The sequence below is a fragment of the Alkalicoccobacillus murimartini genome (assembly GCF_030813245.1).
Classification (GTDB): Bacteria; Bacillota; Bacilli; order Bacillales; family Bacillaceae_D; genus Alkalicoccobacillus; species Alkalicoccobacillus murimartini.
Window position 1 is genome coordinate 419,428 of the sequence record NZ_JAUSUA010000002.1, and the last position, 22,339, is coordinate 441,766.

Annotated in this window: 22 protein-coding genes; 3 read left to right on the top strand and 19 right to left on the bottom strand. The window is 39.9% G+C overall.

What is annotated here, in order from left to right; translation table 11 throughout:
- Window positions 1–163 precede the first annotated feature (163 nt).
- The 4 genes from J2S05_RS08585 to J2S05_RS08600 form a co-directional block, all read right to left on the bottom strand.
- The gene (locus J2S05_RS08585) at window positions 164–1,987 is read right to left on the bottom strand and encodes a TcaA second domain-containing protein (protein WP_306981843.1); all 1,824 of its coding nucleotides are present in this window, start codon (window positions 1,985–1,987) and stop codon (window positions 164–166) included.
- Window positions 1,988–2,098: 111 nt separating this feature from the next.
- The gene (locus tag J2S05_RS08590) at window positions 2,099–3,544 is read right to left on the bottom strand and encodes a zinc ribbon domain-containing protein (RefSeq protein WP_306981845.1); all 1,446 of its coding nucleotides are present in this window, start codon (window positions 3,542–3,544) and stop codon (window positions 2,099–2,101) included.
- A gap of 17 nt (window positions 3,545–3,561) precedes the next feature.
- On the bottom strand, window positions 3,562–4,068 hold the full coding sequence (locus tag J2S05_RS08595) for a zinc ribbon domain-containing protein (RefSeq protein WP_306981847.1): 507 nt from the start codon (window positions 4,066–4,068) through the stop codon (window positions 3,562–3,564).
- 463 nt (window positions 4,069–4,531) lie between these two features.
- Window positions 4,532–5,026, bottom strand: a complete 495-nt coding sequence (locus J2S05_RS08600; protein ID WP_306981848.1) for a hypothetical protein — start codon at window positions 5,024–5,026, stop codon at window positions 4,532–4,534.
- Window positions 5,027–5,254: 228 nt separating this feature from the next.
- Between J2S05_RS08600 and J2S05_RS08605 the strand changes: the two genes are divergently transcribed.
- A complete protein-coding gene (locus J2S05_RS08605) occupies window positions 5,255–5,410 on the top strand; it encodes a hypothetical protein (protein WP_306981850.1) in 156 nt (51 codons plus the stop codon).
- A gap of 397 nt (window positions 5,411–5,807) precedes the next feature.
- Here the strand turns inward: J2S05_RS08605 and J2S05_RS08610 are convergent, their stop codons facing one another.
- Genes J2S05_RS08610 through J2S05_RS08630 form a run of 5 tightly spaced genes read right to left on the bottom strand, consistent with a single transcriptional unit; the run spans window position 5,808 to window position 9,040 of the window.
- Window positions 5,808–6,299 carry a hypothetical protein gene (locus J2S05_RS08610; RefSeq protein ID WP_306981851.1) on the bottom strand — a complete coding sequence of 164 codons (492 nt, stop codon included), beginning with the start codon at window positions 6,297–6,299 and terminating at the stop codon, window positions 5,808–5,810.
- Window positions 6,300–6,335: 36 nt separating this feature from the next.
- Window positions 6,336–7,847, bottom strand: a complete 1,512-nt coding sequence (locus J2S05_RS08615) for a hypothetical protein (protein ID WP_306981852.1) — start codon at window positions 7,845–7,847, stop codon at window positions 6,336–6,338.
- Window positions 7,848–7,862: 15 nt separating this feature from the next.
- Window positions 7,863–8,375 (bottom strand): hypothetical protein, encoded by a 513-nt coding sequence (locus tag J2S05_RS08620; RefSeq protein WP_306981853.1) that lies wholly within the window; start codon window positions 8,373–8,375, stop codon window positions 7,863–7,865.
- A 32-nt stretch (window positions 8,376–8,407) separates the two neighbouring features.
- On the bottom strand, window positions 8,408–8,725 hold the full coding sequence (locus tag J2S05_RS08625) for a WXG100 family type VII secretion target (protein WP_306981854.1): 318 nt from the start codon (window positions 8,723–8,725) through the stop codon (window positions 8,408–8,410).
- Between the two features lie 18 nt (window positions 8,726–8,743).
- Window positions 8,744–9,040, bottom strand: coding sequence for a hypothetical protein (locus J2S05_RS08630; RefSeq protein ID WP_306981856.1), 297 nt, complete (start codon window positions 9,038–9,040; stop codon window positions 8,744–8,746).
- 525 nt (window positions 9,041–9,565) lie between these two features.
- Here J2S05_RS08630 and J2S05_RS08635 point away from each other — a divergent pair.
- Window positions 9,566–10,393: a methyl-accepting chemotaxis protein gene (locus J2S05_RS08635; RefSeq protein ID WP_306981858.1), complete on the top strand. Its 828-nt coding sequence runs from the start codon at window positions 9,566–9,568 to the stop codon at window positions 10,391–10,393.
- Window positions 10,394–10,948: 555 nt separating this feature from the next.
- On the opposite strand, the gene J2S05_RS08640 is transcribed toward J2S05_RS08635, so the two are convergent.
- The 6 genes from J2S05_RS08640 to J2S05_RS08665 all read right to left on the bottom strand — a co-directional run bounded on the left by J2S05_RS08640 (window position 10,949) and on the right by J2S05_RS08665 (window position 17,703).
- On the bottom strand, window positions 10,949–11,824 hold the full coding sequence (locus tag J2S05_RS08640) for a carbohydrate ABC transporter permease (protein ID WP_306981860.1): 876 nt from the start codon (window positions 11,822–11,824) through the stop codon (window positions 10,949–10,951).
- 18 nt (window positions 11,825–11,842) lie between these two features.
- Window positions 11,843–12,727, bottom strand: a complete 885-nt coding sequence (locus tag J2S05_RS08645) for a carbohydrate ABC transporter permease (protein ID WP_306981861.1) — start codon at window positions 12,725–12,727, stop codon at window positions 11,843–11,845.
- A gap of 92 nt (window positions 12,728–12,819) precedes the next feature.
- Complete coding sequence (locus tag J2S05_RS08650; RefSeq protein ID WP_306981863.1) at window positions 12,820–13,887, bottom strand: response regulator transcription factor; 1,068 nt, start codon at window positions 13,885–13,887, stop codon at window positions 12,820–12,822.
- The gene (locus tag J2S05_RS08655; RefSeq protein ID WP_306981864.1) at window positions 13,887–15,671 is read right to left on the bottom strand and encodes a sensor histidine kinase; all 1,785 of its coding nucleotides are present in this window, start codon (window positions 15,669–15,671) and stop codon (window positions 13,887–13,889) included. The genes J2S05_RS08650 and J2S05_RS08655 overlap by 1 nt, the downstream gene beginning before the upstream one ends.
- Window positions 15,672–15,761: 90 nt before the next feature.
- Window positions 15,762–17,045 carry an extracellular solute-binding protein gene (locus J2S05_RS08660; protein WP_306981866.1) on the bottom strand — a complete coding sequence of 428 codons (1,284 nt, stop codon included), beginning with the start codon at window positions 17,043–17,045 and terminating at the stop codon, window positions 15,762–15,764.
- Window positions 17,046–17,508: 463 nt separating this feature from the next.
- Window positions 17,509–17,703, bottom strand: a complete 195-nt coding sequence (locus J2S05_RS08665; protein WP_306981868.1) for a hypothetical protein — start codon at window positions 17,701–17,703, stop codon at window positions 17,509–17,511.
- A 374-nt stretch (window positions 17,704–18,077) separates the two neighbouring features.
- Here J2S05_RS08665 and map point away from each other — a divergent pair, with 374 nt between their 5' ends.
- On the top strand, window positions 18,078–18,818 hold the full coding sequence (map, locus tag J2S05_RS08670; protein WP_306981870.1) for a type I methionyl aminopeptidase: 741 nt from the start codon (window positions 18,078–18,080) through the stop codon (window positions 18,816–18,818).
- Between the two features lie 45 nt (window positions 18,819–18,863).
- On the opposite strand, the gene J2S05_RS08675 is transcribed toward map, so the two are convergent.
- The 4 genes from J2S05_RS08675 to J2S05_RS08690 are packed head-to-tail and all read right to left on the bottom strand — an operon-like array spanning window position 18,864 to window position 22,328.
- Complete coding sequence (locus J2S05_RS08675) at window positions 18,864–19,709, bottom strand: ABC transporter permease subunit (protein ID WP_306981871.1); 846 nt, start codon at window positions 19,707–19,709, stop codon at window positions 18,864–18,866.
- Window positions 19,706–20,491 (bottom strand): PhnE/PtxC family ABC transporter permease, encoded by a 786-nt coding sequence (locus J2S05_RS08680; protein WP_306981875.1) that lies wholly within the window; start codon window positions 20,489–20,491, stop codon window positions 19,706–19,708. Before J2S05_RS08680 ends, J2S05_RS08675 begins: the two co-directional genes overlap by 4 nt.
- A gap of 12 nt (window positions 20,492–20,503) precedes the next feature.
- Window positions 20,504–21,268: a phosphonate ABC transporter ATP-binding protein gene (phnC, locus tag J2S05_RS08685; protein WP_306981877.1), complete on the bottom strand. Its 765-nt coding sequence runs from the start codon at window positions 21,266–21,268 to the stop codon at window positions 20,504–20,506.
- A gap of 19 nt (window positions 21,269–21,287) precedes the next feature.
- On the bottom strand, window positions 21,288–22,328 hold the full coding sequence (locus J2S05_RS08690; RefSeq protein ID WP_370873620.1) for a PhnD/SsuA/transferrin family substrate-binding protein: 1,041 nt from the start codon (window positions 22,326–22,328) through the stop codon (window positions 21,288–21,290).
- Between the last annotated feature and the right edge of the window lie 11 nt (window positions 22,329–22,339).

A 22,339-nucleotide genomic window follows, 5' to 3' on the forward strand; every position in this document is an offset into this window, starting at 1 on the left:
AATTGTCCTCTCACTGAGAATGGTCATGTTCAATTTGTAATAATTATACATATACATTTGATTATAAACGAATGGTGTGTAAAAGGAAGTCATATCTTGGTTTCTTCTTGCAGATATTGAAAAGCAATACCCACCTCAACGGTTGAGGTGGGTATCATCTCTTCTAAATCTCCTTACTATCGATTTCCTTAACATCTCCAACGAGCTCAGATAATTCCCATCGCTCTTCGTCTTCGTTATATATAACAATATAAGTAGCATTAAAGGTTTTTTGTAAATCTGCTTTATCTGTGTAATAGATTTCATAGATTTCTTTTGTTTTAATGGTATAACTTCCATTGTCATTTGCACTGACACTAGTTGTTTCCGCATCTATAAAATATTGAGAAATTTCTCGGTCATACAGATCTATCATGTATGATTCGATTCCTTTTTTATATTCCGGCGTCACATAGTTATCAATATAAGACGGATCACCATAATTAACACCACTTACGTAGCTAGATATAAATGAATAGACAAGTGAATCTGCTTGGTCCTCACTTAGCTTTACTTTTGAACCTTCTTCAATGGCAGAATCTGTTGAGGAGACTTCATCTTGATCCTCTTTTGTAAATGAGAACGTTTCAGTTGGTTCGCCATACCCATACGTAGAACCGATGATGGTCCATGCATCGTCTTTAAAGGTCAACTCATACTCCCTATCCCATTCGGTGAATTGAAGGGAAGGCGTATCACCAGGGTAATATGTGTCTTCTTCCCATTCCTCATATACAACGACATTCGCTTTCCATGTTTGCCCATGCTCTACGATCGTTGTCTCATTCCAGTCAAAACCAGTTTCTACTAAATACCCTGCATATAGATAATCCCATTCGAGGTTACTCTCAATACTTGATTTGTAGTCGCTGTACGCTTCTTTTCCAAAGTGTTTGAGTTTATCTACGTTTCCTTCCTGTTTAGCCGTTCTGACAGAAAGTAGTGCTTCGTTTATGGTATTACTTAGCTGTTCTTTTACTTCATCATTTGGCGCAAAATAACCATCAATCGTTTCATAGATTGGGCTAGACACGCTTTTTAATAAGCCGAATGGTGACTCTGCCTCAATATGATACGTTAACGTGCCGTCTGTGAGCACAGGTCCAAACTCAAAAGGAGAAGAAGTCACATCTATTTCATTGTTTGTATCCTCTAATATAAGTTTTGTTCCCTCAATCATCGGTTCAACAGATAAAAATGCTGTATTCAAATCAAAGCCAAGACTGTAATAGTAGTCACCTTCAAAAAGATTCACGTTTAGTTCCTTTTCATTTATGCCAAAATCATTTTCGACCGTTCCTTTAATTTGATAATGACCAGGAAGGTAGTAACCAAAGAAAAATTCTTCATTCGCCCATATTGGAGAGACGTCTGTGTCGTCTACTGTAAATTCAATCTCTTCCATATTGGTGCTCACATATAAAGGTAATGCTTCTAACACAAATTGATAGTTATCAAAGACTAACCACTTACTGCCTGAGTTTGTGAAAGTGATAGGGAAGTCCATGTAGTAATCGGAGTAGTCGACGACCTCTCTTGGGCTATCCACAACTTCTGATTCAGCTGACCACTTGTATATTAAAGCCGAATGAGCATCAGGGTCTTCATCTAGGTACTCAAAAAACGCATCCACATGAGTATCTTCTACTTTTAAATCAGGATCACTTGATGCTAAGTGACTCTTCACGGCATTATGGTCACGATCAGCAACAGCTTCGAGGAATGAATCTAAAACTCTATCCTTATCCGCTAATGTTTTTCCTGTAAAAAAGAGCGCACCCGCGATAACAATCACACCGGCACTTGCACCAACAATGATTTTTGTTTTTTTGCTAAATGGTTTCATTGTAGCATTTACTTGTTCTTGTTCCGGTAGCTTTGTTCCACACTTGCTACAGAAAGCTTGGTTACGGTTTTTATGTTGACACTTTGGACATACTTGCATCATGTTCAACTCCAGATCTATTCAAGGTAGTTCGTGACTTTTTCGGTTAATGTCACATCAAAATTCCAGTTAAAATTTCCGTATTCAATGTTTCCACCCCAAATCATTCCGTTTTTAAGCAGCTGATTTATTTATATAGGTGTCTTCCTGTCTAAATTTTTGTGAAAGGATACATCCTACCCACGCTGATGCACCTGCAAATAACGTGCTAATAAAGAAACCAATAAACCAAGAAGACCCTATTTGAACACTGCCCTCCCAGAATGTAAGAGAAAATGATGTTAACCAAATAACAACCGAATGGATCAATCCTACTGAAACTGCATAAGCGACTACAGCTCGAAGTAAGCTTGTTCTTTGTCTAGAGACCCATAGGAATCCTGCTAGACCATGAATGAGAATTGGAATAAGAACAAAAAATCTCGCTCCTCCAAAAACCTCTTCTATATCTTCCTTTACATAATCATCCTCTGGGGTCACTTTAGCCCCTGTTAAAGCAGAATAACTGACAGAGTATTTTTCGTAATAAAAATCGATATCAGCCGAAATTGTAGATAGCTGACTGATATGCCAAGTGTACGAACCTAGCTGCGATAACAATGCTACGTAAGGGAGCGTTTGATCATCATAATCTTCTTTTGATAGATCACTTGTCATACCTACCGCTGCAGTCAGAACAAGTAGACAAGCCACAGAATGAATGACTGCTCGCTTAAACGCAGAAAGATAGCTAAAGTTATGTGATGCTAGGCTGAGTGTCAAACCAACTGTGATAAAAAGCGCACTAATAACAAAGCCATGAATAAACGCACTAAAAAATCCATACGAAGCTGTTAATGAAAATGTACCAAAAAACCCTGCATCCAATATGTCTGTTGTTCTAGTCGCAAATAAACTAACGATGCTTAAAAGCAAGGCATAGATAACAGCAGGTACTAGAATATGGATTGCTTTTTGTTGAATTGATTGTCCTATTTTCTTCCTGCCAATTAAAAACCCCACAATACTAAACACAATAGCCGGGAGGAGTAGCATGAAGACCAATCCACCCTGCATCAATAAATCCATATTCATCATGTCCTGCTCTACTAAATTAAATGTCAGACTAACAGAGTGAAGGACCATTAATACATCAATAAATGAAATGATATTGATACTCACCCCAAAACCAAAGCCGTCAAAGAATTCATCCGCGATAAAATTATTTAGCGAACCTGCAAACATAGCAGCGATAATAGAAAGAATAATAAGTGCAGCTATTGGATAAATCGCTAATTTTACAAACGAAAGAGGTGTTGTCTCACTCTGAGTGTGAGGTGATTCTGGAACAAAAGGAGTAGACGCTTGAACCGTTGAAATTCTATTAACTTCTGTACCTGTTCCGCAAGTCGTACAATATCTAGCATGACGCATCAAATCGCCACCACATGTTGAGCAGTGTTGATTCCCTTGATCTATAAGAGTTGGCTTCTTATCTTTGATATCCGTCAAAGCCACACCATCATGCTGACAATAAAGAGCTTCCGATGAATTTTTCGTTCCACATTGTTTACAATACATAGTACCCTCCTATCCCCTTAGACGTTATTCTGATGGGTTGCAGCTGTGCCACAACATGGGCAAAAATTACTTGTTTCTGGCATAGACTCTGAGCAAGTTCCACAAGCAACGAGCGCAGTAGGATCAACTTTTTCCTCAACCACAAGCTCAGATCCACAGCCCCCACAAAAAGACGCATTCGCATCATTTTCCTTATGACACTGTGTACATACAACACCCAACTTTGATTCCTCACTTAACACCGATAGCTCTTTACTCTTCTGATAGACAAACGTATCATGTGCCACAATCTGTGAACTTAATGACTGTAAGTCCTCATCGAGAAGCGCACCTGCCCTCAGCTTCTCATACGCCTTTTGACCAAGCTGAAGCAAAACCTCCGCCTTCTCCGCAGACTTCCCCTGTATCTCACGTTTGATCTTCATCATCTCTTGTGACGTTTGAAACTTCTGCTTTCCTTGATCAATACCACCCTGAACCTTAGAGAGACCCTCTCCAACCTTGTCTTTCCATCCTGTTGTCATATAATATCGTATCTCCCTTCTATGTAAGTGAAATTCCATGCTATTATACTAAAAGACTATGAAAAAGTAACTATTATATTTGAATTTAATGTAAATAAAGGTTAGTGAAAGAAAAAAACACTCAAGCTCGTTGGCTTGAGTGGGGGAGGAGTTTGTTTTTTCTGATGTGAGTTTGCGCACTTATTGGTTTTCGCGCATGTGATCATGTTTTTTGCACATTACGTTTTTCTCAGTTCTAACCTTTCCGCACATTCTCTAATACATAAATTATTTAATTTTAAAATTAATGTATTAGATAGCTAGTTCATGCTATTAATTTCAAACATGTAAAAATGTACAATCAGAAATCTGTACCTCTTGAAAAATCTGCTTCATTAACTTTCCATCTTCCATTCTCTTTTAACATCCACACATCAATAAATGTTAATCCATCTGTATCCTCTTCAGATTTTCATGCTCTATTCTAATCTTTAAATTCTAACCCTTCTTCTATCATTCTTTCTTTTAGTTCTTCATTAAATACTTCACCTAACTGAATATAATCATTAAAACTTCTTGCTACTGGCTGAGGGGATTCTTCCGGAAATGTTTCACTTATGTCACTAACAAGTTGACTTCGATTTCCATTTGTTTGTAGATATCTCTCTCCCGCCTTTAGCCAATCTTCTTGTTCCACTGCCTCTACCGGGTACCCAGCTTCAGGATAAGCCTCTGTAAGAGCTCTCCACCGCTCCACTATGCTCTCAGTTACGTTTGATGGTTCAACTTTTATATCCTGTGGATCATTTGTCTCTTCATACGAGGAATAATCAGCATTCAAGTAAAATATAGTAATAGCACTTTCATATTTATCAAGTTCATTTTCTGAGACTGTTTCTTGAGAATTAAGTAGAAAAATTGCAGTTGTGCTGATTAAAATCAATATTATTATAATACTTATTAAAAACTTTTTATTCATATATCTTCTCCTCATTTTATCTTGCTATTTCTGAAACAGACATATCGTCCGGTAAGTTGTTCTTTATAATATACTCCTTTGTTCAAAAGTCATACTTTCCCTATTTTGGAGAGGAGATTTTGATTGCCATTACGGATCGGGAGAAGTTTCTCTATTTTCTTCCCAGTCGCAATATTGATTTAGATATCCGGAAGTCCGATCGCCAAGGATGATCCGAATGCTAAAAAAGTGTTTGCTGGAGAGTACACGGCAGAGCGATTCCCAAAAGAAGTGTATGGTGTTCCGGTTTTTGTAAGGGCGTTTCCTATTAAAGACGATACTGGTCAGGTCATTGGACAGTTTGCCGCGGTAAGATCGCTTGAGTTTGAGCGACAATTACGATAACCCATATAATCATTTGTTCGTTTTACTTCGGTCATGTTCTCAACATATTTCCTTGATCAATACCACCCTGAACCTTAGAGAGACCCTCTCCAACCTTGTCTTTCCATCCTGTTGTCATATAATATCGTATCTCCCTTCTATGTAAGTGAAATTCCATGACATTATACTAAAAGACTATGAAAAAGTAACTATTATATTTGAATTTAATGTAAATATAGGTTGATTAACTTTTATTACATTTTAGATATCTATGACAAGAGCCACATCCTAAAAAAGAATGTGGCTCTGCTTATAAGTTATTAACATTCCTCTTCACGAATCCACTTAAAAATTTCGTTGCGAGCAATTGTAGTTTCTTTTTTTGAAATTCTCATTGTTTAAATTAGTTGAAGATAAATTATTCTATCCCTTTATCTTCTAGAACAATCTTAAAATACTCATTATATTGGTATCCTGAATGAATGTAATCATCTAGTATAAAAGGATCTAGCCCATTACCATTTGGTTCACCTTCAGCAATTTCCTCTGAAACGGATATCATATCTTGTGTATTGTTAATATACGCTTCGCTTACTTTAACCCAGTCCTCTTTCTCAACATCTTTACTTGGAAATGTTATCAAAGGATAAACATTTGACACTGCTTCCCATCGTTCGAGCAACTCATCAGTATTAGTTGTTCTGGACAATTGAATATCTCTTTCATCTCCGCTATCCAAGTAATGACTATCTTGTAATTCTAAATGTAATATATGTTCGGCTTTTTTATAGTTTTCTAGAACTTCTGCTTTTTGTTCTTCTGCTTCTTTGTAATTAAGATATAGAAAAATAGGGGTTGCTATGCCTACTATTAAAACGAGCAAAATGATAAATTTTTTATTTGGTGTCACACAAAATCCCCCTTAAAACTTTATAAATAATAGAACCTAATTGTCTTTATTCCCAAATAACATTTCTACAGTTTTATTTTCATCACCAATTTTATCCTCAAAAATATATTCAGATAAACCAGGAAATTCTTTGTTAATTTCAGCTTCATGATTGGAATAAAAATTACTTATCTCTTGCCATTCTTGCTTTTCTATTAATTCGCTAGGATAAGGTATATTACTATTTATTTTTGATACTTCTTCCCATCTTTCAAAAATTTCATATGTAGAATCTCTAGGATACAAACTGACCTGAAAATCATTCCTCCCTGCACCAGGAACATCTCTTTTTGAAACTAGTAATTGCATTTCTAAATCATCAGCAACAGCCCTAGCTTCTCCTACTGTAATATTCTTTTCTAAATCATTTTTTCCTGACTGATAACTGACAACCATGTCCATAGGAGTATATGCTCCTTTTGCAACATTCGCTAGAATTAATTGGCTTGCTTTTTCAGAAAAAAAGTTAGCATTATAGTTCGCTAATTCTTCTGCATATACATTATTTTGTTCGTTTTGATTGTTTACTGAAGATCTATTCCCGGCAAAGTAAATTACTTCAGATTCATTTAACCTTACCAAAATAGGAAATTCCATGTTAATAAAATCATCCCTACTCATCTCACTCTCATCGTACTGTGTAATACTAATTCTAATATCACTATTTAATCTATGGGAGTATGGATTCTCAACCAAATCGTACGAAATTTCATCCACACTCGCATAAAGAGGTACACCTTCGCCACCAATAGGTTCACTACCATTCATTTCTAATTCATTATTAACTTCATCTATTGCTTTTTTATAATTATTTAAGATTGCTAAATAAGCTCTAAGTTTTACTACTTCCTCATTAGAAGTAAGATCCCCGGGATTTAAATAATGTCCATATAAATAAGCCTCAATTATTCCTATTTCTTGGTCTAATAATTCCTCCGATACAAGAACTTCATCATTAATTCGTTTTTTTAAATCTTCCGTCCCTTCCTCACTCACCATCCTAGAAATCTCTTTTGCTTCCTCCCTTACCTCATCTGTCAGGACTTCCTTTTGAATATATTGATTAAGCAGTTCTCTTTCAGAATAGGATAGTGGTTGCCCACTCCCCATTTTACCTATTAATTGTGTGGTGAGAATTCCATCCTTCATGACAGATTCAGTAAGCGTCTCCACACAAATACTCTCAATGTTCTCGCCACCTTTGCCTAAAGCCTCTAAAAATTGTGTGACATTTATATTAAAAAAAGATAGACCTGTTCTGGCGTTAGAATAATTATTCTTGGCGTTAGTATCTGCTTCTACCATTCCATCCCAATAATCACGGACGGCTTTTATGTCATCCTTTGCTTCAGTGACCGGATCTACGTAATCTTGTAAAGTATATTTGTGGTTCATCCGCGCACTAATAGTCTGCGCCAAATGCATATTTTGAACGTAGTCATCTATGGTTTGCTGATATTCTTGTATTAATCGATTCAATTCTTCTTTATCCGCTTTATGATTTCCCATCTTTCCTCTCCCTCCTTACATCATCCGTAGCCTGCTTCGGTCTGATGAAACTTGTAATTTCAATTGATCAATTCGATTTTGATTATTCGATAGGAGCTGTTCAAGTTGCAAGTTGGCTGCCTTCTGATCTTCAATTTTGCCTTCCAGTTCACTGATATCATCATCCGCCTCATGAATGGTTTCTTGAATTCGGTTCCGCCCCTGTAATTGTTGATCCTGTCGGTTTGCAATTCGTTCTTGAATTTTCTCTAGTGCTCTACCTTCGAGTAATCCAGGCGCAAAAAATTTAATTCGTCCCATTGGCGAACCTTCACCAACAGTTAATCCTTCTATTTTGTCTAATTGATTAATCATATCTTGTTGATTCTGAAGTAAATCTTCTAGCTGCTTCTCCAATCGATTCAATTCAGAAATCCCATCGCTATGCTGAGAACGGTAAGTATTATTTTGCCCGGAAAGAGTACTAATTGATGATTGCTTAGAAGTTATCCTTTGGTTCAGCAAGAATATCTGCTGGCTGTTATCCATTTCACATCCTCCTGTACAGATGATTAATTTCTCTACTTAGACGAGTAATTGTCCACTTTTTTTTCAAATTTCATACTAATTTCCTCATCTTTTGAGGAAAAATCCTCGACTGCTTGGTCTAGTGTCGAAAGTATTGCGTCCATTAAGGCTTTTGAATTTGTCAGAACATTTTCAAGTTCGTTTCTTGCAGCTTCGTGACTCTCGACCGCATCGCCTTTCCAATCTGAGGTTACCTCTTGTAAATCCGACAATTTATCAATTGCAGCGTTCATCCGTTCTGAAGGAACCTGTCTTGCTTTTTCAACTAGACTTTGAACCGCTGCCGGGTCTACCTGAATTTCCATAGACATGAACTCATCTCCATTCTATTATATTGATTCAACTTCCTGAATTTCATTTGAAAATTGTTTACCCGCATTTTCTAGTTCCGTCAAAGAGATCTCAGACCTTACTTCAAGGTAACTCCTTACTAACGAACAAAACGCCGAAAAAGCCTCTGCAGATTCTCCCACAAACACTCCCTCGCTTATCATCATTTCAAATGGTGTAAAGAAATCCGTTATCATTCCATTCATATCTTCATGCAAAGACTGATAGATCTGTTGCAACTCATTTAGTTGTTCGTCCGTCACTTCAATCTTAGCTGGTCCTGTTGTTAACATCACACATTCACCACCTTATGTAAAAAATATTCCATTTTCCTCACACGAAAGTAATCCATTTCCATTGTACCTTTTGTGAATAATTTTCCATATACAACAAAAGCCTTGATTTTTTCATTTTAAATCCTTGAGAAAATCAAAACACAGACTAATGAACGAAATATTAACTGATTCATTTATCCTTCTATGTACTTACCCTTATTTGGTAAGAATCAACCTTTAAATTAATTATTTTCCTTCAAAATATATAAAAGACACTTATCACCTGTCACACGATAAATAGCTTCAGCGATTTGCAATCATTTTAACAATTATATCGTTCACTTAAATCCAATCATCTTTCTCATATCTACGATACGATTTTAGTTTTTTTTAGCACCGCACCTTTTTTCACGCGTATTCTAAGGATTTTTGAGTCCCACACCCCCTTTTCCGCACATTCCTCTGCTCTTGTATTGTAAAATTTTATGCAAGGAATTCACCTCATTTTTAGTCGATAAATAGACAGTAGAGGGGATGAATGAATAGATGAATCAATTAGATAACTTAGTTCATATAGCGAAGGATATACAAACCGTTTTTGGAGAGGAGATTTTGATTGCCATTACGGATCGGGAGAAGTTTCTCTGTTTTCTTCCCAGTCGCAATATTGATTTAGATATTCCAGTTGGAAGTCCGATCGCCAAGGATGATCCGAATGCTAAAAAAGTGTTTGCTGGAGAATACACGGCAGAGCGATTGTCAAAAGAAGTATATGGTGTACCGGTTTTTGTAAGGGCGTTTCCTATTAAAGACGATACTGGTCAGGTCATTGGACAGTTTGCCGCGGTAAGATCCCTTGAGTCTGAGCGACAATTAGATGAGTATATGCAACAGATTGGCGGAATTATTGGTGGCTTACAGGATGCAGCGCAAGTTGTCTCGAACCATTCTCAGCAGTTAGCCGCTTCTAGTGAGGAAATCTCTCATCAATCGACTCAATCGTTGGAACTTACAGGCCAAACAGTGGAATCTACCGTTGAAATTACGAATATCCAGCGCCAGACTACCATTCTTGGCTTAAATGCTTCTATAGAAGCGGCTCGAGCTGGAGCGGCAGGTGCTGGCTTTTCTGTTGTAGCTGAAGAGGTTCGAAAACTTTCGAGTGAAACAACAAAAACGACAAGTAAAATGAATGAATCATTAGAAAATATAAAAACACATATTGAGGCACTTGTTGCGAATGTGGATCAAATTAAAAGCTCCTCTTCCGAACAAGCAAACTTAGTGACGGACTTCAGTCAGTTAATTAATGATCTTGAAAAAGTAAGCTCTGAGATGAAGCTGTACTTTGACAAAGTTAGTGCCAATTCATAATAGAAGTATTACCCCTCTGATTATTTTAATCAGAGGGGTAATTTGTATTTGATCCTGCGCACTCTTTTTTGAGCATTCAACGACCTTTTTTGCGCATTTTTCGTTTTTTTGAGCACTGCCTCTTCATTTCCGCGCGTGGAGCATGTGTTTTTGAGCATTCTAGAAGTTTTTGAGCATTGAGCTATATTTTTTGAGCATCATAACTACTTTTTCGCGCATCTAAAGACTTTTGAGCATTACGCCTACATTCCCGCGCATTCCATTGCTTTTTTATCATAGGCCAAACCTTTTTGCGCATTCTTAATTTTTATGAGCACAACCTCTTCATTTCCGCGCAGAGAGCATGTGTTTTTGAGCATTCCTCAAGTTTTTGAGCATTAAGCTATGTTTTTTGAGCATCATAACTACATTCCCGCGCATTCAAATGCTTTTTGAGCACTGCCCTTTCATTTCCGCGCAGGGAGCATATGTTTTTGAGCATTCTTCAATTTTTTTGAGCATTGATTTATATTTTTCCATCACCACACCTAAACCCCCGCACCTCCCACTCTACTCCTACCCCTTCACCGCACCTTGCGTCATACCCTGAACAATTTGCTTTTCCATCACGAGATAGAACAGGATCGTTGGCACGAGTACAATCGTGAGCGCAGCCATTTGGGCGGTGTAGTTTGTTGAGTGTTGGCCGGCGAAGTTTGCTAGGCCGAGTGGCAGGGTTCGCAGGGCGTCGTCGTTGATTAGGACTAGGGCGAAGCTGAATTCGTTCCAGTTGTTGATGAAATTTATGATGATAGCTGTTGCCAGCACTGGGCGGGTCATGGGTAGGATGATCGACCAGAAGATGCGGAAGACGCCAGCTCCGTCCATGACGGCAGATTCTTCGATTTCTTTCGGAAATGATTTCATGAAGCTGGTTAGTAGAAAAATCGTAATAGATAGGTTAAAGGCAATGTATGGAAAGATTAGTGCAAGATGTGTGTCTATCAGTCCTATTTTCTGCATTAGGATAAACATCGGCACAAGGGTTGCGTGAATGGGCACGAGTAATCCTAGGATAAAGAAGGAGTACAGCACTTTTTGTCCTCTGAATTTGAATCGTGCTAAGAAATAGGAGGCGAGTGCTCCAAATAGTACGGTTAATAGAACGGCCGCTACACCGACAAACACACTGTTAAAGAAGTAAGTGTTGATGTTAGCAGTGAACCAGGCTTCTACATAGTTTGTCCAGACCCATTCGGTAGGTAAGCCGAATGGGTTTAAGGCGAAGTCCTGGCTTGATTTAAATGAGTTCATGATCATCCAGACAATCGGATAGGCATTCACAATTGCGAAGGCAATAAGAATGACATAGATAAATGCTCGCCTCGTGAGCTTTTTTAGTCTGGCTGTTTTTTCATTGATTACCTTTCTTGGTGCCGTTTCCACTTCCATCAGACAAACCTCCTTTGTTTACACTGGCTTCCGGTTTCCGCGCTTTTTTAGTAATAGATTGGCTAAGATGATCATGGCGATACTAAAGACAAAGATGAGAACAGAGATAGCACTTCCATATCCGTATCGCAGTCCTTGGAATGTTTCTGTGTACATGTATGTCGCCATAACTTCTGTTGAGTTAGCGGGTCCGCCGCCTGTCATAACGTAGATTAAGTCAAAGGTTTTTAAGCTACCACTAATACAAAGAATGACGGCAATAATGATGACACCCCAGATCGATGGCAGTGTGACATATCGCGTTTTTTGCCATTCTGATGCTCCATCTAGTTCGGCTGCTTCTAGAATATCGTTTGGTACGGTTTGTAAGGCTGATAAGAAAATGATGAAATAAAGTCCAACAAACTGCCAAATAATAACCGCTGCAATGGCGTACATCGCGTAATCTGGATTGCCGAGCCAGTTTTGTGCGAGCGCACTTAAGCCCAGGTTGTCTAGTAGGTTGTTAAGCAGCCCTTGTTCAACATTAAAGATCAAGCGCCACGTAAGTGAAATGACTACTGTAGAGATGACTACTGGCAAGAAGGCAATGGTACGAAAGAACTTTGCGCCTTTTATTTTTTGATTTAAAAGCAGAGCAAGTACAAGGGCAATGGGAATTTGACCAAATACTGATGCCGCGACCACGATTAGATTATTTCGAACCGATAGCCAAAATACGGAATCATTTAATATGGCTTGAAAGTTCGCAATCCCCACATATTGCATGGCAGAGAATCCATTCCAAGACATAAAGGAATAGTAGAAAGAAATAAAGATTGGAATAATGCTGAAGATGCAATAGATAAGTAAGGCCGGGATCACGCCGAGCGCGATTTTCCAGCGGCTTTTTAATAAATGCACGTGGCCTCACATCCTTTCACTAGTTATTTGAAAGCGTTTACTATTTGCATTGTAATTGTATTTACCACACACAAAAATCCCAAAAGCTACGATTATATCTGTTTTTTTCGAGTATCCTGCGGTGCGTTTAAACGACGGTACAGAGTAGGTGTCAAACCGAGCTTCTTCTTAAAGACTTGCACAAAATACTTATACTCCTTGTAGCCGACAAATTCAGCGATTTCAAACACTTTATTTGATGTATCCAGTAATAGCTCGGATGCCTTCTGAATGCGTAACCCATTTAAATACTCAGAAAAGCTTTTGCCTGTTTCTTGTTTAAACAGCATACTGAAATAATTCGGTGTAATAAAATGCTGCTCTGCCAGTTCAGATGCGCGCAGATCCAGCTGATAATTTTTATCGATATATCGCTTGATGTTCTCGATGACCCAATGATTTTGTTTGGACTGGTCCACTTCTCCAAGAATCCTTATGACATCGTTCACAAAAATTTCTTCAATCGCTGACAACGTAGTTACTTCTTGGACTTCCATCTCATTTTGCAAATGGAGTTCTACCTCATCTAATGGTCTATTTGGCAGTCGCTCTTGTAGCTTCCGTTTGAGGACTAGCTCAAGTTCTTGGCAGACGTGTACCGTTTGACGAAACGAATAGTCGTTTGCCTTCATCACCGATACGGTATCGGCAATACATGCTTTTACCTTTTCTTCATCCTGCATCAACACGGATTCCACCAAACACAGCTCTGCCTCTTTTGGATAACTATTTACTTTACGATCTAGCATAATCTTTTCTGAGACATTCTTAACGAGACCCATTAATTCATCCACATCCACAGGTTTTAGGAGATAGTCTTCTACCCCTAATCGAATGGCCTGTCGGGCGTACTCAAAGTCATCATAACCACTAATAATGATCATTTTTGTATCCGGATGCTGTTGAACGATACACGCTGCTAATTCCAGGCCATCCATGTCTGGCATTGAAATATCGGTTAAGATGATATCCACTTGGTTTTGCTCAACTTTTTGCAACGCTTGTCGTCCATTAAAAGCAAGGCCAACTACCTCCACGCCAATACTTTGCCAATCAATCGTTTGTGCAAGTCCTTGGCAAATAACAGGCTCATCATCTACAATGAGCATCTTCATGTTCATTACCTCTCCCCCTCCTTCACTCGATAAGGAATGCTGATTCGAATATGGGTACCTTGTTTTGAATCGAGAGCCTTCAATCCACATTCCGGTCCAAATCGATTCACTAATCGTTCATGGATGTTTCGTAAGGCATAGCCATGCCTTTGCTGATTTGGTTGATGTAACGATTCATTAAAGGTCTGCACGTTTACAGGCAATCCTTTTCCGTTATCTATCACATCAATGACCACGACCTCACCTTTTCGATAGGCGCGAATTGCAATCGAATTCGCTGGATCAAGTTCACTAAAACCATGCTCGAGGCTGTTCTCTACTAGAGGTTGCAGCAATAGCTTTAATATCAGACATTGCTCCGTTCCGGTTTCCATTCGCACAGAAAAAGTAAGCTGACCACCTAGCCGGCGCTTCTGTAATTCTAGATAACTTTGGACGTAGGACAACTCTTCCTTTAGTGAAATCCAGAGCTTGCCTTGACTTAGGCTAATCCGGAATAGTCTAGACAAATCTTCAATGCTTTTGCCAGTATCATTCGCCCCTTCCATTCGTGCTGTCCAACGAATCATATCTAAAGTGTTGTAAAGGAAATGGGGATTAATCTGACTTTGTAGCGCTTTCAATTCTGAATCTTTGTTTTGAATCTCTAGCTTATACTTTGTATCAATTAAGTGTTGAATTTGAACGACCGCTTTATTAAAACGTGAGCCTAGTTGCCCTAATTCATCATCTGAGCGAACCCGTACCTGAGCCGAAAAATCACCGTCTTCCAATCGCCTCGTCTCCCGAGTTAGTTCAGTAATAGGTTTAATTATGGTGAGCATAAATCCAACAAATGCGATGAGACCAATAACCCCTGCGACAATCATAATAATTTGCATCGTTTTACGAATCCCAGTAAATTCGTCTAATATATAATCCTCACTCACTGTTGAGACAAGGTACAGATCTCGACCCTCAACCTTCCGAGTGACAGCGTAATAAGCATCTCCATTTTCTTCATCATATTGAAAGGGCCCCGCCTTATCCTGCATTTGCTGGACCACATAGTCATTTGGATAAGATTCTCCAACCAACTGATGATCTTGATGTGAAAGGACTCGCCCATCCTTCTGTAGCAAAACCGTTTCATCATTCGGATTCAGATACCCATTTGTCATATAGGAATATAACTCTCGTTCATCTAAACGAATGCGCACCTGGCCAATTGGTTCCGTAATATCAAATAGATTATTTATCTCACGGAAAAGGGAAATCATCTGGTAGTCTTCTGGAACCCAGCCTTCACTCTCCATGGCATACGGATCTGTCCATACGATCTTTCCATGTGCATCCTCTGCTTGTTCCTCCCAAAGTAATTCATCCCCACTGATTCGTTCACCTAAATGAAGCTGTGTTCCATTAATCCCTTCAACCTGAGCTGAATGAACATAGCTTTTGTTGTTCAGATGAAAGGTAAAAAAGCCTCGAATATGATCCTGGAGTCGTTGCATTTCCTCGGGATCACTTCCCTCATGATCAACAGGTAACGTCATATATTGACGGAACTCTTCACTATAAATGATGTAGCTAGACAACTCTTCCATTCCATTCATCACTTCAAGTAAATTGTGTTCAATATGCCGTAAATTCTGTTCGTTGCGCTCAATCACTTGCCTCTCCAAAATCGTATTTGACTGATAATACACAAGCAAACTAATCGTCGAAGCCGGAATCAAAATAAGCGATAATAAAATAAGAAATGACTTCCAACGCAAACTCCAATCGCGAAAAAACACCCACCTTTTCATCGTAAGCGACAGTCCTTTTACAATAAGTAGTTAAAAAAAGCAGCGCGATTCTATGAAAGAATGCCCTGCTCTTTTTTATCTACTATAGCATCATTGTGTGTTTACAGCATTTTGAATATTTTGTGCAGCTTCCTCAGGTGTTGAGCGACCAATTGTTATGGCTTGAAGCTCATTCTGAAGCACGTTGTTAACGGCTTGAGGGAGGACCGCATCATATACAGGAGCTGGTGGAGCTTGTTGTGAGAGCTCTAGCATATCAAGGAACAATGGCTCAAGATCTGCATCACTAGGCATTTCCACATCAGCAGCTACCACTCGATTGACCCCAATTAACTCTTGGTAGAAGTCCTCATTAAACATCCACTTTAAAAAGGTTTCTCCTGCTTCTCGTTTTTCACCTTCTAAGTCGGCATTTAAAGACCACGCATTTCCATATACAGTTGAAATGGTTCCAGTATCCCCTAGAGGGAATGGGGCAATTCCTACATTCATATCATCAGGCTTATTGGTTAGAATGCTAATCGCACCCCAGTTCCCATCAATCACCATGGCCGAACGCTCTTGGAGGAAGTACTCAATCATCTGATTATCATCAATGGTGTTCAAATCTTCATTAAATGCACCAATGTCTACTAGCTCATCAATCACACCAAGCGCCTCAACAAAGTCATCATCTGTAAAAGCACGCTCTCCTTCAAGAACTTGAGCGATAAAATCGTTGCCTGTAAAACGATCAGCAATGGTTGAGATATACACAGATTGAAGCACCCACGAAGCCGAATTTCCTAGAGCAATCGGAGTTGTATCCTCAGCCTTTAGATCTTCAATAAGCTCCTTAAACTCATCATACGTTTGCGGGAACTCCTCATAACCCAGATCATTTAACATATCAACATTATAATAGACGAAGCTCGTTGGATTCTGTACAGAAGGAATGGCATACGTTTCTCCATCAAACGAAAAATCAGCAATCGCATCTTCATTTAAAAGTCCGTTATCCGTCCAGTTATCTAAAATATTATTAATCGATCCGACTGCCCCACCATCTACAAGTGGCTGCAATTCCGTACCCGGCCACACTTGAAAAATATCCGGAAGTTGCCCACCCGCCGCCTGTGTATTCAAGCGCGTCCGATAATCCGCGTGAGGCGTAGTCTCTATATTTAGCTGAATATCATCATGCTCTTCATTAAACTGTTCCACACGATCCATCGTTAACTTAAAATCATCCCGATCCGGGTTAGCCGATGCCCAAAAGCTCAGCTCCACCACATCATCACTGTTGGACCCACCCGTTTCTTCCGAGTTCCCACCACATGCAGCAAGTAGAGCCGACATACTAATCACGGCACCTGTATAGATATATCTCTTCAAACTAAATCCCCCCTTTAATGAAATCGCTTTCAAAAATTAGTATGACAGATTTTCCTATTATAAAAAGACTAAAAAGTTAATATTATATCTGATAATTTATTGAGTGTTGCGGGGACAGGGGTGAGATGAAGCTTTGTGTTGGTGGGAGGTGGCTCGGGTTTTGAGCGTTTGGGCGGTCTACGCGCACTTGGCTCGTTTTGTTGAGCATTCTACAGTTTTTCGCGCATCCTCCAACCTCCCGCACACCTCCCACAAAAAAACACCTCCAATCCATCGATCGGAGGTGCCCTTTCTTCTATAGATCTTCAATATCTGTCTCATTTGTTTCAATTAATTCTGAGATTTGCCAGAGGTTCTCGTCTTCGTTGTAGATAACTGTACAGTTTCCGCATACTTCATACAAAAGAATGATAGGCACACAAAAAAAAAAACAACCACCTCATCATGATGGTTGCATCCTACTTTATGAATAGTGATGGTTCTTCTCCTCTTTCTTCGCCTCAAACACCTTATAGATCATCATTAGTATAAATGCTGAAATCATACTAAACCTCACGGCAGGCTGACCATAGAATGTAAGCACATCAACAAATTCTAATCCTGCAATGATGGAGAAAACAATGACTAAGAAGAGGCGAAAGGTTTTCATCCGGCTCATATATACACCCTCCATCTCGTTATACTTTTAGAATACCCGGATGAGAGATGGAGAAACATGGATGTGCTGACAGCGGCGACACTTTATACTTTTTGAGCATAACTCGATCATTTTCGCGCATTCCATGGCTTTTTGAGCATCGCACCCTCTTTTCCGCGCACAGGGCACGTGTTTTTGAGCATTCCAGACGTTTTTGAGCATCGACCTTTAATTTTTGAGCACTGACTCCATTTTTTCGCGCATTGTCTCTGCATTCCCACTCCTTTCATTTCCTCAACACGAACTTTCAGCATGTGAGCACACTGAGGTTGTCAAAATGATATACTACCAATAGTAGAGCAAGAGCATATAGAGCTTGGAAGTGAGGATATACAATGATTGCAAAAACAGAAGAGGATTTTAACGGATTAAAAGAGATTGGCACAATTTGCGGAGCCATTCGAAATACATTAGTCGAGAGCACCAAACCTGGAATCACAACAAAAGAGCTCGATGACATAGCGGGAAAAATGTTTGCGGAGGCAGGTGCTGAATCTGCACCGATTAGCGTGTATGATTTTCCTGGGCACACGTGTATTAGTGTTAATAAAGAAGTGGCTCACGGGGTTCCGAGCAAACGCATCATTCGAGAAGGGGACCTAGTGAATATTGATGTGTCCGGTTCAAAAAACGGGTATTTCGCGGATACTGGGATGTCCTTTGTTGTTGGAGAAGGCGAGGCCTTTTTACAGAAGGTATGTGATGTGGTGAAGGAAGCCTTTGATGCTGGACTTACGAAGGCGAAACCAGGAGCGAGAAAGAGTGCACTTGGAAAAGCTGCACACAATGTCGCAAAACAGCATGGGTTAACTGTCATCAAAAACCTAACTGGACACGGTGTAGGGCGCTCGATTCATGAGGCTCCTGATCATATTTTCAGTTACTACACACCATGGGATGACGAGATTTTAAAAGATGGTATGGTCATTGCCTTTGAGCCCTTTATCTCTACCTTCGACGAGGAAGTGTTTCAATCTGAGGATGGGTTAACTTTTGTAACGGAAAAAAGCTATGTCGCGCAATACGAACATACGGTAATTCTGACGAAGGATGGACCGATTATTACTACTCTATAACGTACAAAGTGGACATCTACATTGGGATGTCCACTTTTTTATGGGTTAACTCGCCTTCGTTGGAAAGTACCTTCTCTTTAATCGTGTTGATGTCACTTCAAGTAGGACAGCGACAATTAAGACTGCATAGGTGATGAAGCCAACTTCTCTTAGGTCAAAGTAGAACCCGGAGGCCATAAATAATTCAAAGCCAATACCTCCTGCTCCTGCTGCGGCTCCCATGGCTACTGCGACGGAGAAGTTAATTTCAAATCGCAGAAAGGTCCAGGAAAGCAGGTAGGTGAAGGTTGAGGGGAGAACGGCGTGGGTGACGGTTTGCCACCAGCCGGCTCCTGTTGCACGAAGCGCTTCAATCATACCTTTGTCCACTTCTTCAAAGGACTCAGAGAATACTTTTACTAAGTAAGCGATGGAGTGGAACAGCATACCGAGAATGGCTGCAGCACTTCCGAGACCGGCAGCAATCGCAAAGATCAGCACCCAGAGGACGGTTGGAACCGCTCGGATAAAAGCAACAAAGATTTTAATCGATTTGGCTACCCAACCGATGGATAAATTTTCTGCGGACCATAAGGCAAGAAATAGCGCAATGACGGCTCCAATGATTGTGGCTAACATGGCGAGAGCTAGGGTCACCCCAACTTGGTAGATGGCATGCGACAAGTCAAAGTGACTCAGTCCCGGTTGTAAAAACATGGTTTGCAGATTGCTTGTTGTTTCAGTAATGGCTCGAACCAGCTCAAAGCCTCTATAGTCAAAAAAGAAAAAGGCAGCGATCGTTAATATGCCTAGAACAACAACCGTTCCATTTAATGAGCGATCCACTTTATTTCCGGCACGAATATTAATTTTCCCCGAACGTGTTCGTTTGGCATAATCGTATACTGTCATATAATAACCTTCCTTATACGATTTGAGGTGAGTTCAATACATATAACGGTTATAACAATAAGCATGGTTATTAACGTAACCGTATGATAATCACGCATTTTATAATATAGATCAAACGAATAGCCGATTCCTGTACCGGTTAGGAGTCCAACTAAGGTGGCACTTCTAATATTTGTTTCAATCATAAACAATACCCAGCTGACCATTTGAGGCATTGTCTGAGGCATCACTGCTTTACCAACGATCTGAAAGAATGTGGAGCCTGTTGCTGTTAAGGCTTCATAGGCGCTTAATCCCGCTTCATCAATTACTTCAATAAAAGCTCGAGTTAAAAGGCCAACAGTTCCAATAAATAGTGCAAGAAATCCTGTTAACGAATTTTGACCAAAGGAAAGTAATAGGATAAGTGCCCATGCCACAATAGGAATATTCCTTGCAACAGAAGCAATAAATCGAGCAAACGCGCCAATCACACTGTTCTTCGAGGTTGTATTGGACCCTGCAAGCCCTAAAAAAAAGGACAAGATCGCAGCGAGCGTCGTTGCCGCGATCGACATGAGGATCGTCTCAATGAGTCGATCCATAATTCCAGGTAGTCTATCAAACGTGTCTGCTGTGATCCACAAATTTTCTGCCATCCATATGAATGCAGCTGGAATGGTTGTGATTCCTTCAATAAAATTAAAGGCAGTTAAGTGAGCTGAGAACCAAGTAATTCCTACGACGATGATAAAGAATCCAAGGCTTTTCCACTTTCGCCTGTTAAATTGTTTCTCGTTCAAATCAACACGCCCTTACCCTGTTATTAACTCTTTTGTATCCATTCCGTATACATCACGGATGAAGCTTTGCGTTAATTGAACGGCCGAGCCCTCAAATACAAGCTTGCCACTATTTAACCCAATCACACGATCAGAGTAAGATTGTGCAACATCTACCTGGTGTAGATTGACGATGCATGTAATGCCCATTTCTTCCGTAATCGATTTTAGATAATCCATGATCACTTTTGATGAATGGGGATCGAGTGAAGCGATTGGTTCATCACACAGAATTAATTTAGGATTCTGAATGAGCGCACGACAAATGCCTACACGCTGTTGCTGCCCACCACTTAGCTGATCACAACGCTTATACGCATGTTCTTCAATCCCAAGCTTCTTTAATAAGAAGAAGGCACGCTCTTTCTCCTCCTCAGAGAAAAGACCAAGAATACCTTGTAACGTTGATTTGTAGCCAAAACGGCCATGAAGGACATTTTCAATCACCGTTAGACGCGGCACTAGGTTGTAATGTTGGAACACCATTCCAATATCTGTCCGGACTTTTCTTAATTCGTTACGCTTTAAGTCGCGTATATTTTTTTTGTCAAACGTAATGTCACCTGCGTCCGCTTCTATTAAGCGATTAAGGCAGCGGAGAAGTGTTGACTTCCCCGCTCCAGATGGTCCGATGATCGACAAGAACTCTCCAGCCTCCGCATGAAAGTGTATATCTTGTAAGACGGTTACATTAGCCTGATACGATTTGGTTAGGCCTTGTACCTCGAGTAGAGCCATCGAACCTCACTCCTTTTAACTAGTTTGATAGTTCGCGAATCGGATTAAACCAATCATCGTCTACAGGGGCAAATCGTTCATTCTCAGATTTGAAAAATAACGCGGATTCTTCCGAGTCTTCAGGAACAAAAATCTCTTCATTCTCAGCCACTTCATCTGAGGCAAAATGGTCTTGTATTTCTTTGAACACATCTTCTCCGAGTAAGTCAATGTTTCCGACAAATGGAGCATTTAATACTGGTGTTACACTAATAAGGACAAACTCACTGCCTGTTACCGTATTAAACGGTTCAGCCGCATCATCTTTCACTTTATAAATAGATCCAGGGCGATTTTCTTCCCCTTCAACAAGCTCTACATAATTCTCTACGCATGTATCACAAAATGCTGCAACATCCGCATTTCCATTTAATACGTTCACAGCTGACCCTTGATGGGAGTTACCGAACAGAACTTGAGAGAAAAGTGGACCACCTTCCATCAGGCTCTCCTCATCCAGATCCTCATCTTCAAAATGCGAGATAATACCTGATGCTGGCACTTTAAATCCAGACGTTGAGCTATTCGAGACAAAAGACATCGTTTTATCTGCGATCTCATCTAGGTTATAGTCGTCTCCATCTTTGTAGATATCTTCATCATCAAGATTCACAGCAAGCCAGCTATAATAAACGGCGTCATCCAATGTACCCGATGCACCTGACTGCACAAAAAGTGGCTGAATCGCGTCATTACTGTTGTTTGCTTCTATGTACCCTTGGGCGCCCATAAATGCTAGTTCCGCATTATCATTTACTAGAGTCTCAATCGCAATGGCATAATCGGTTGTTAACTGATGATTCACTTCTCGACCTGTCGCTTCTTCAATAATTGCACCGATGGCGTCACGTGACGAGGTCATATCTTGTCCAGATTCGTTCGGGTACCATACGAAATTAATTTCTTCATCCGAAGAACCGTTCGCCTCCGCTGACGCACCTCCTTCACTATTATCCGAGCAAGCAGCCAATCCCATCATCAATAAAGCTACTGAAGCTAAACCAAAGCGTTTTCTTAACACGTTTCATCCAC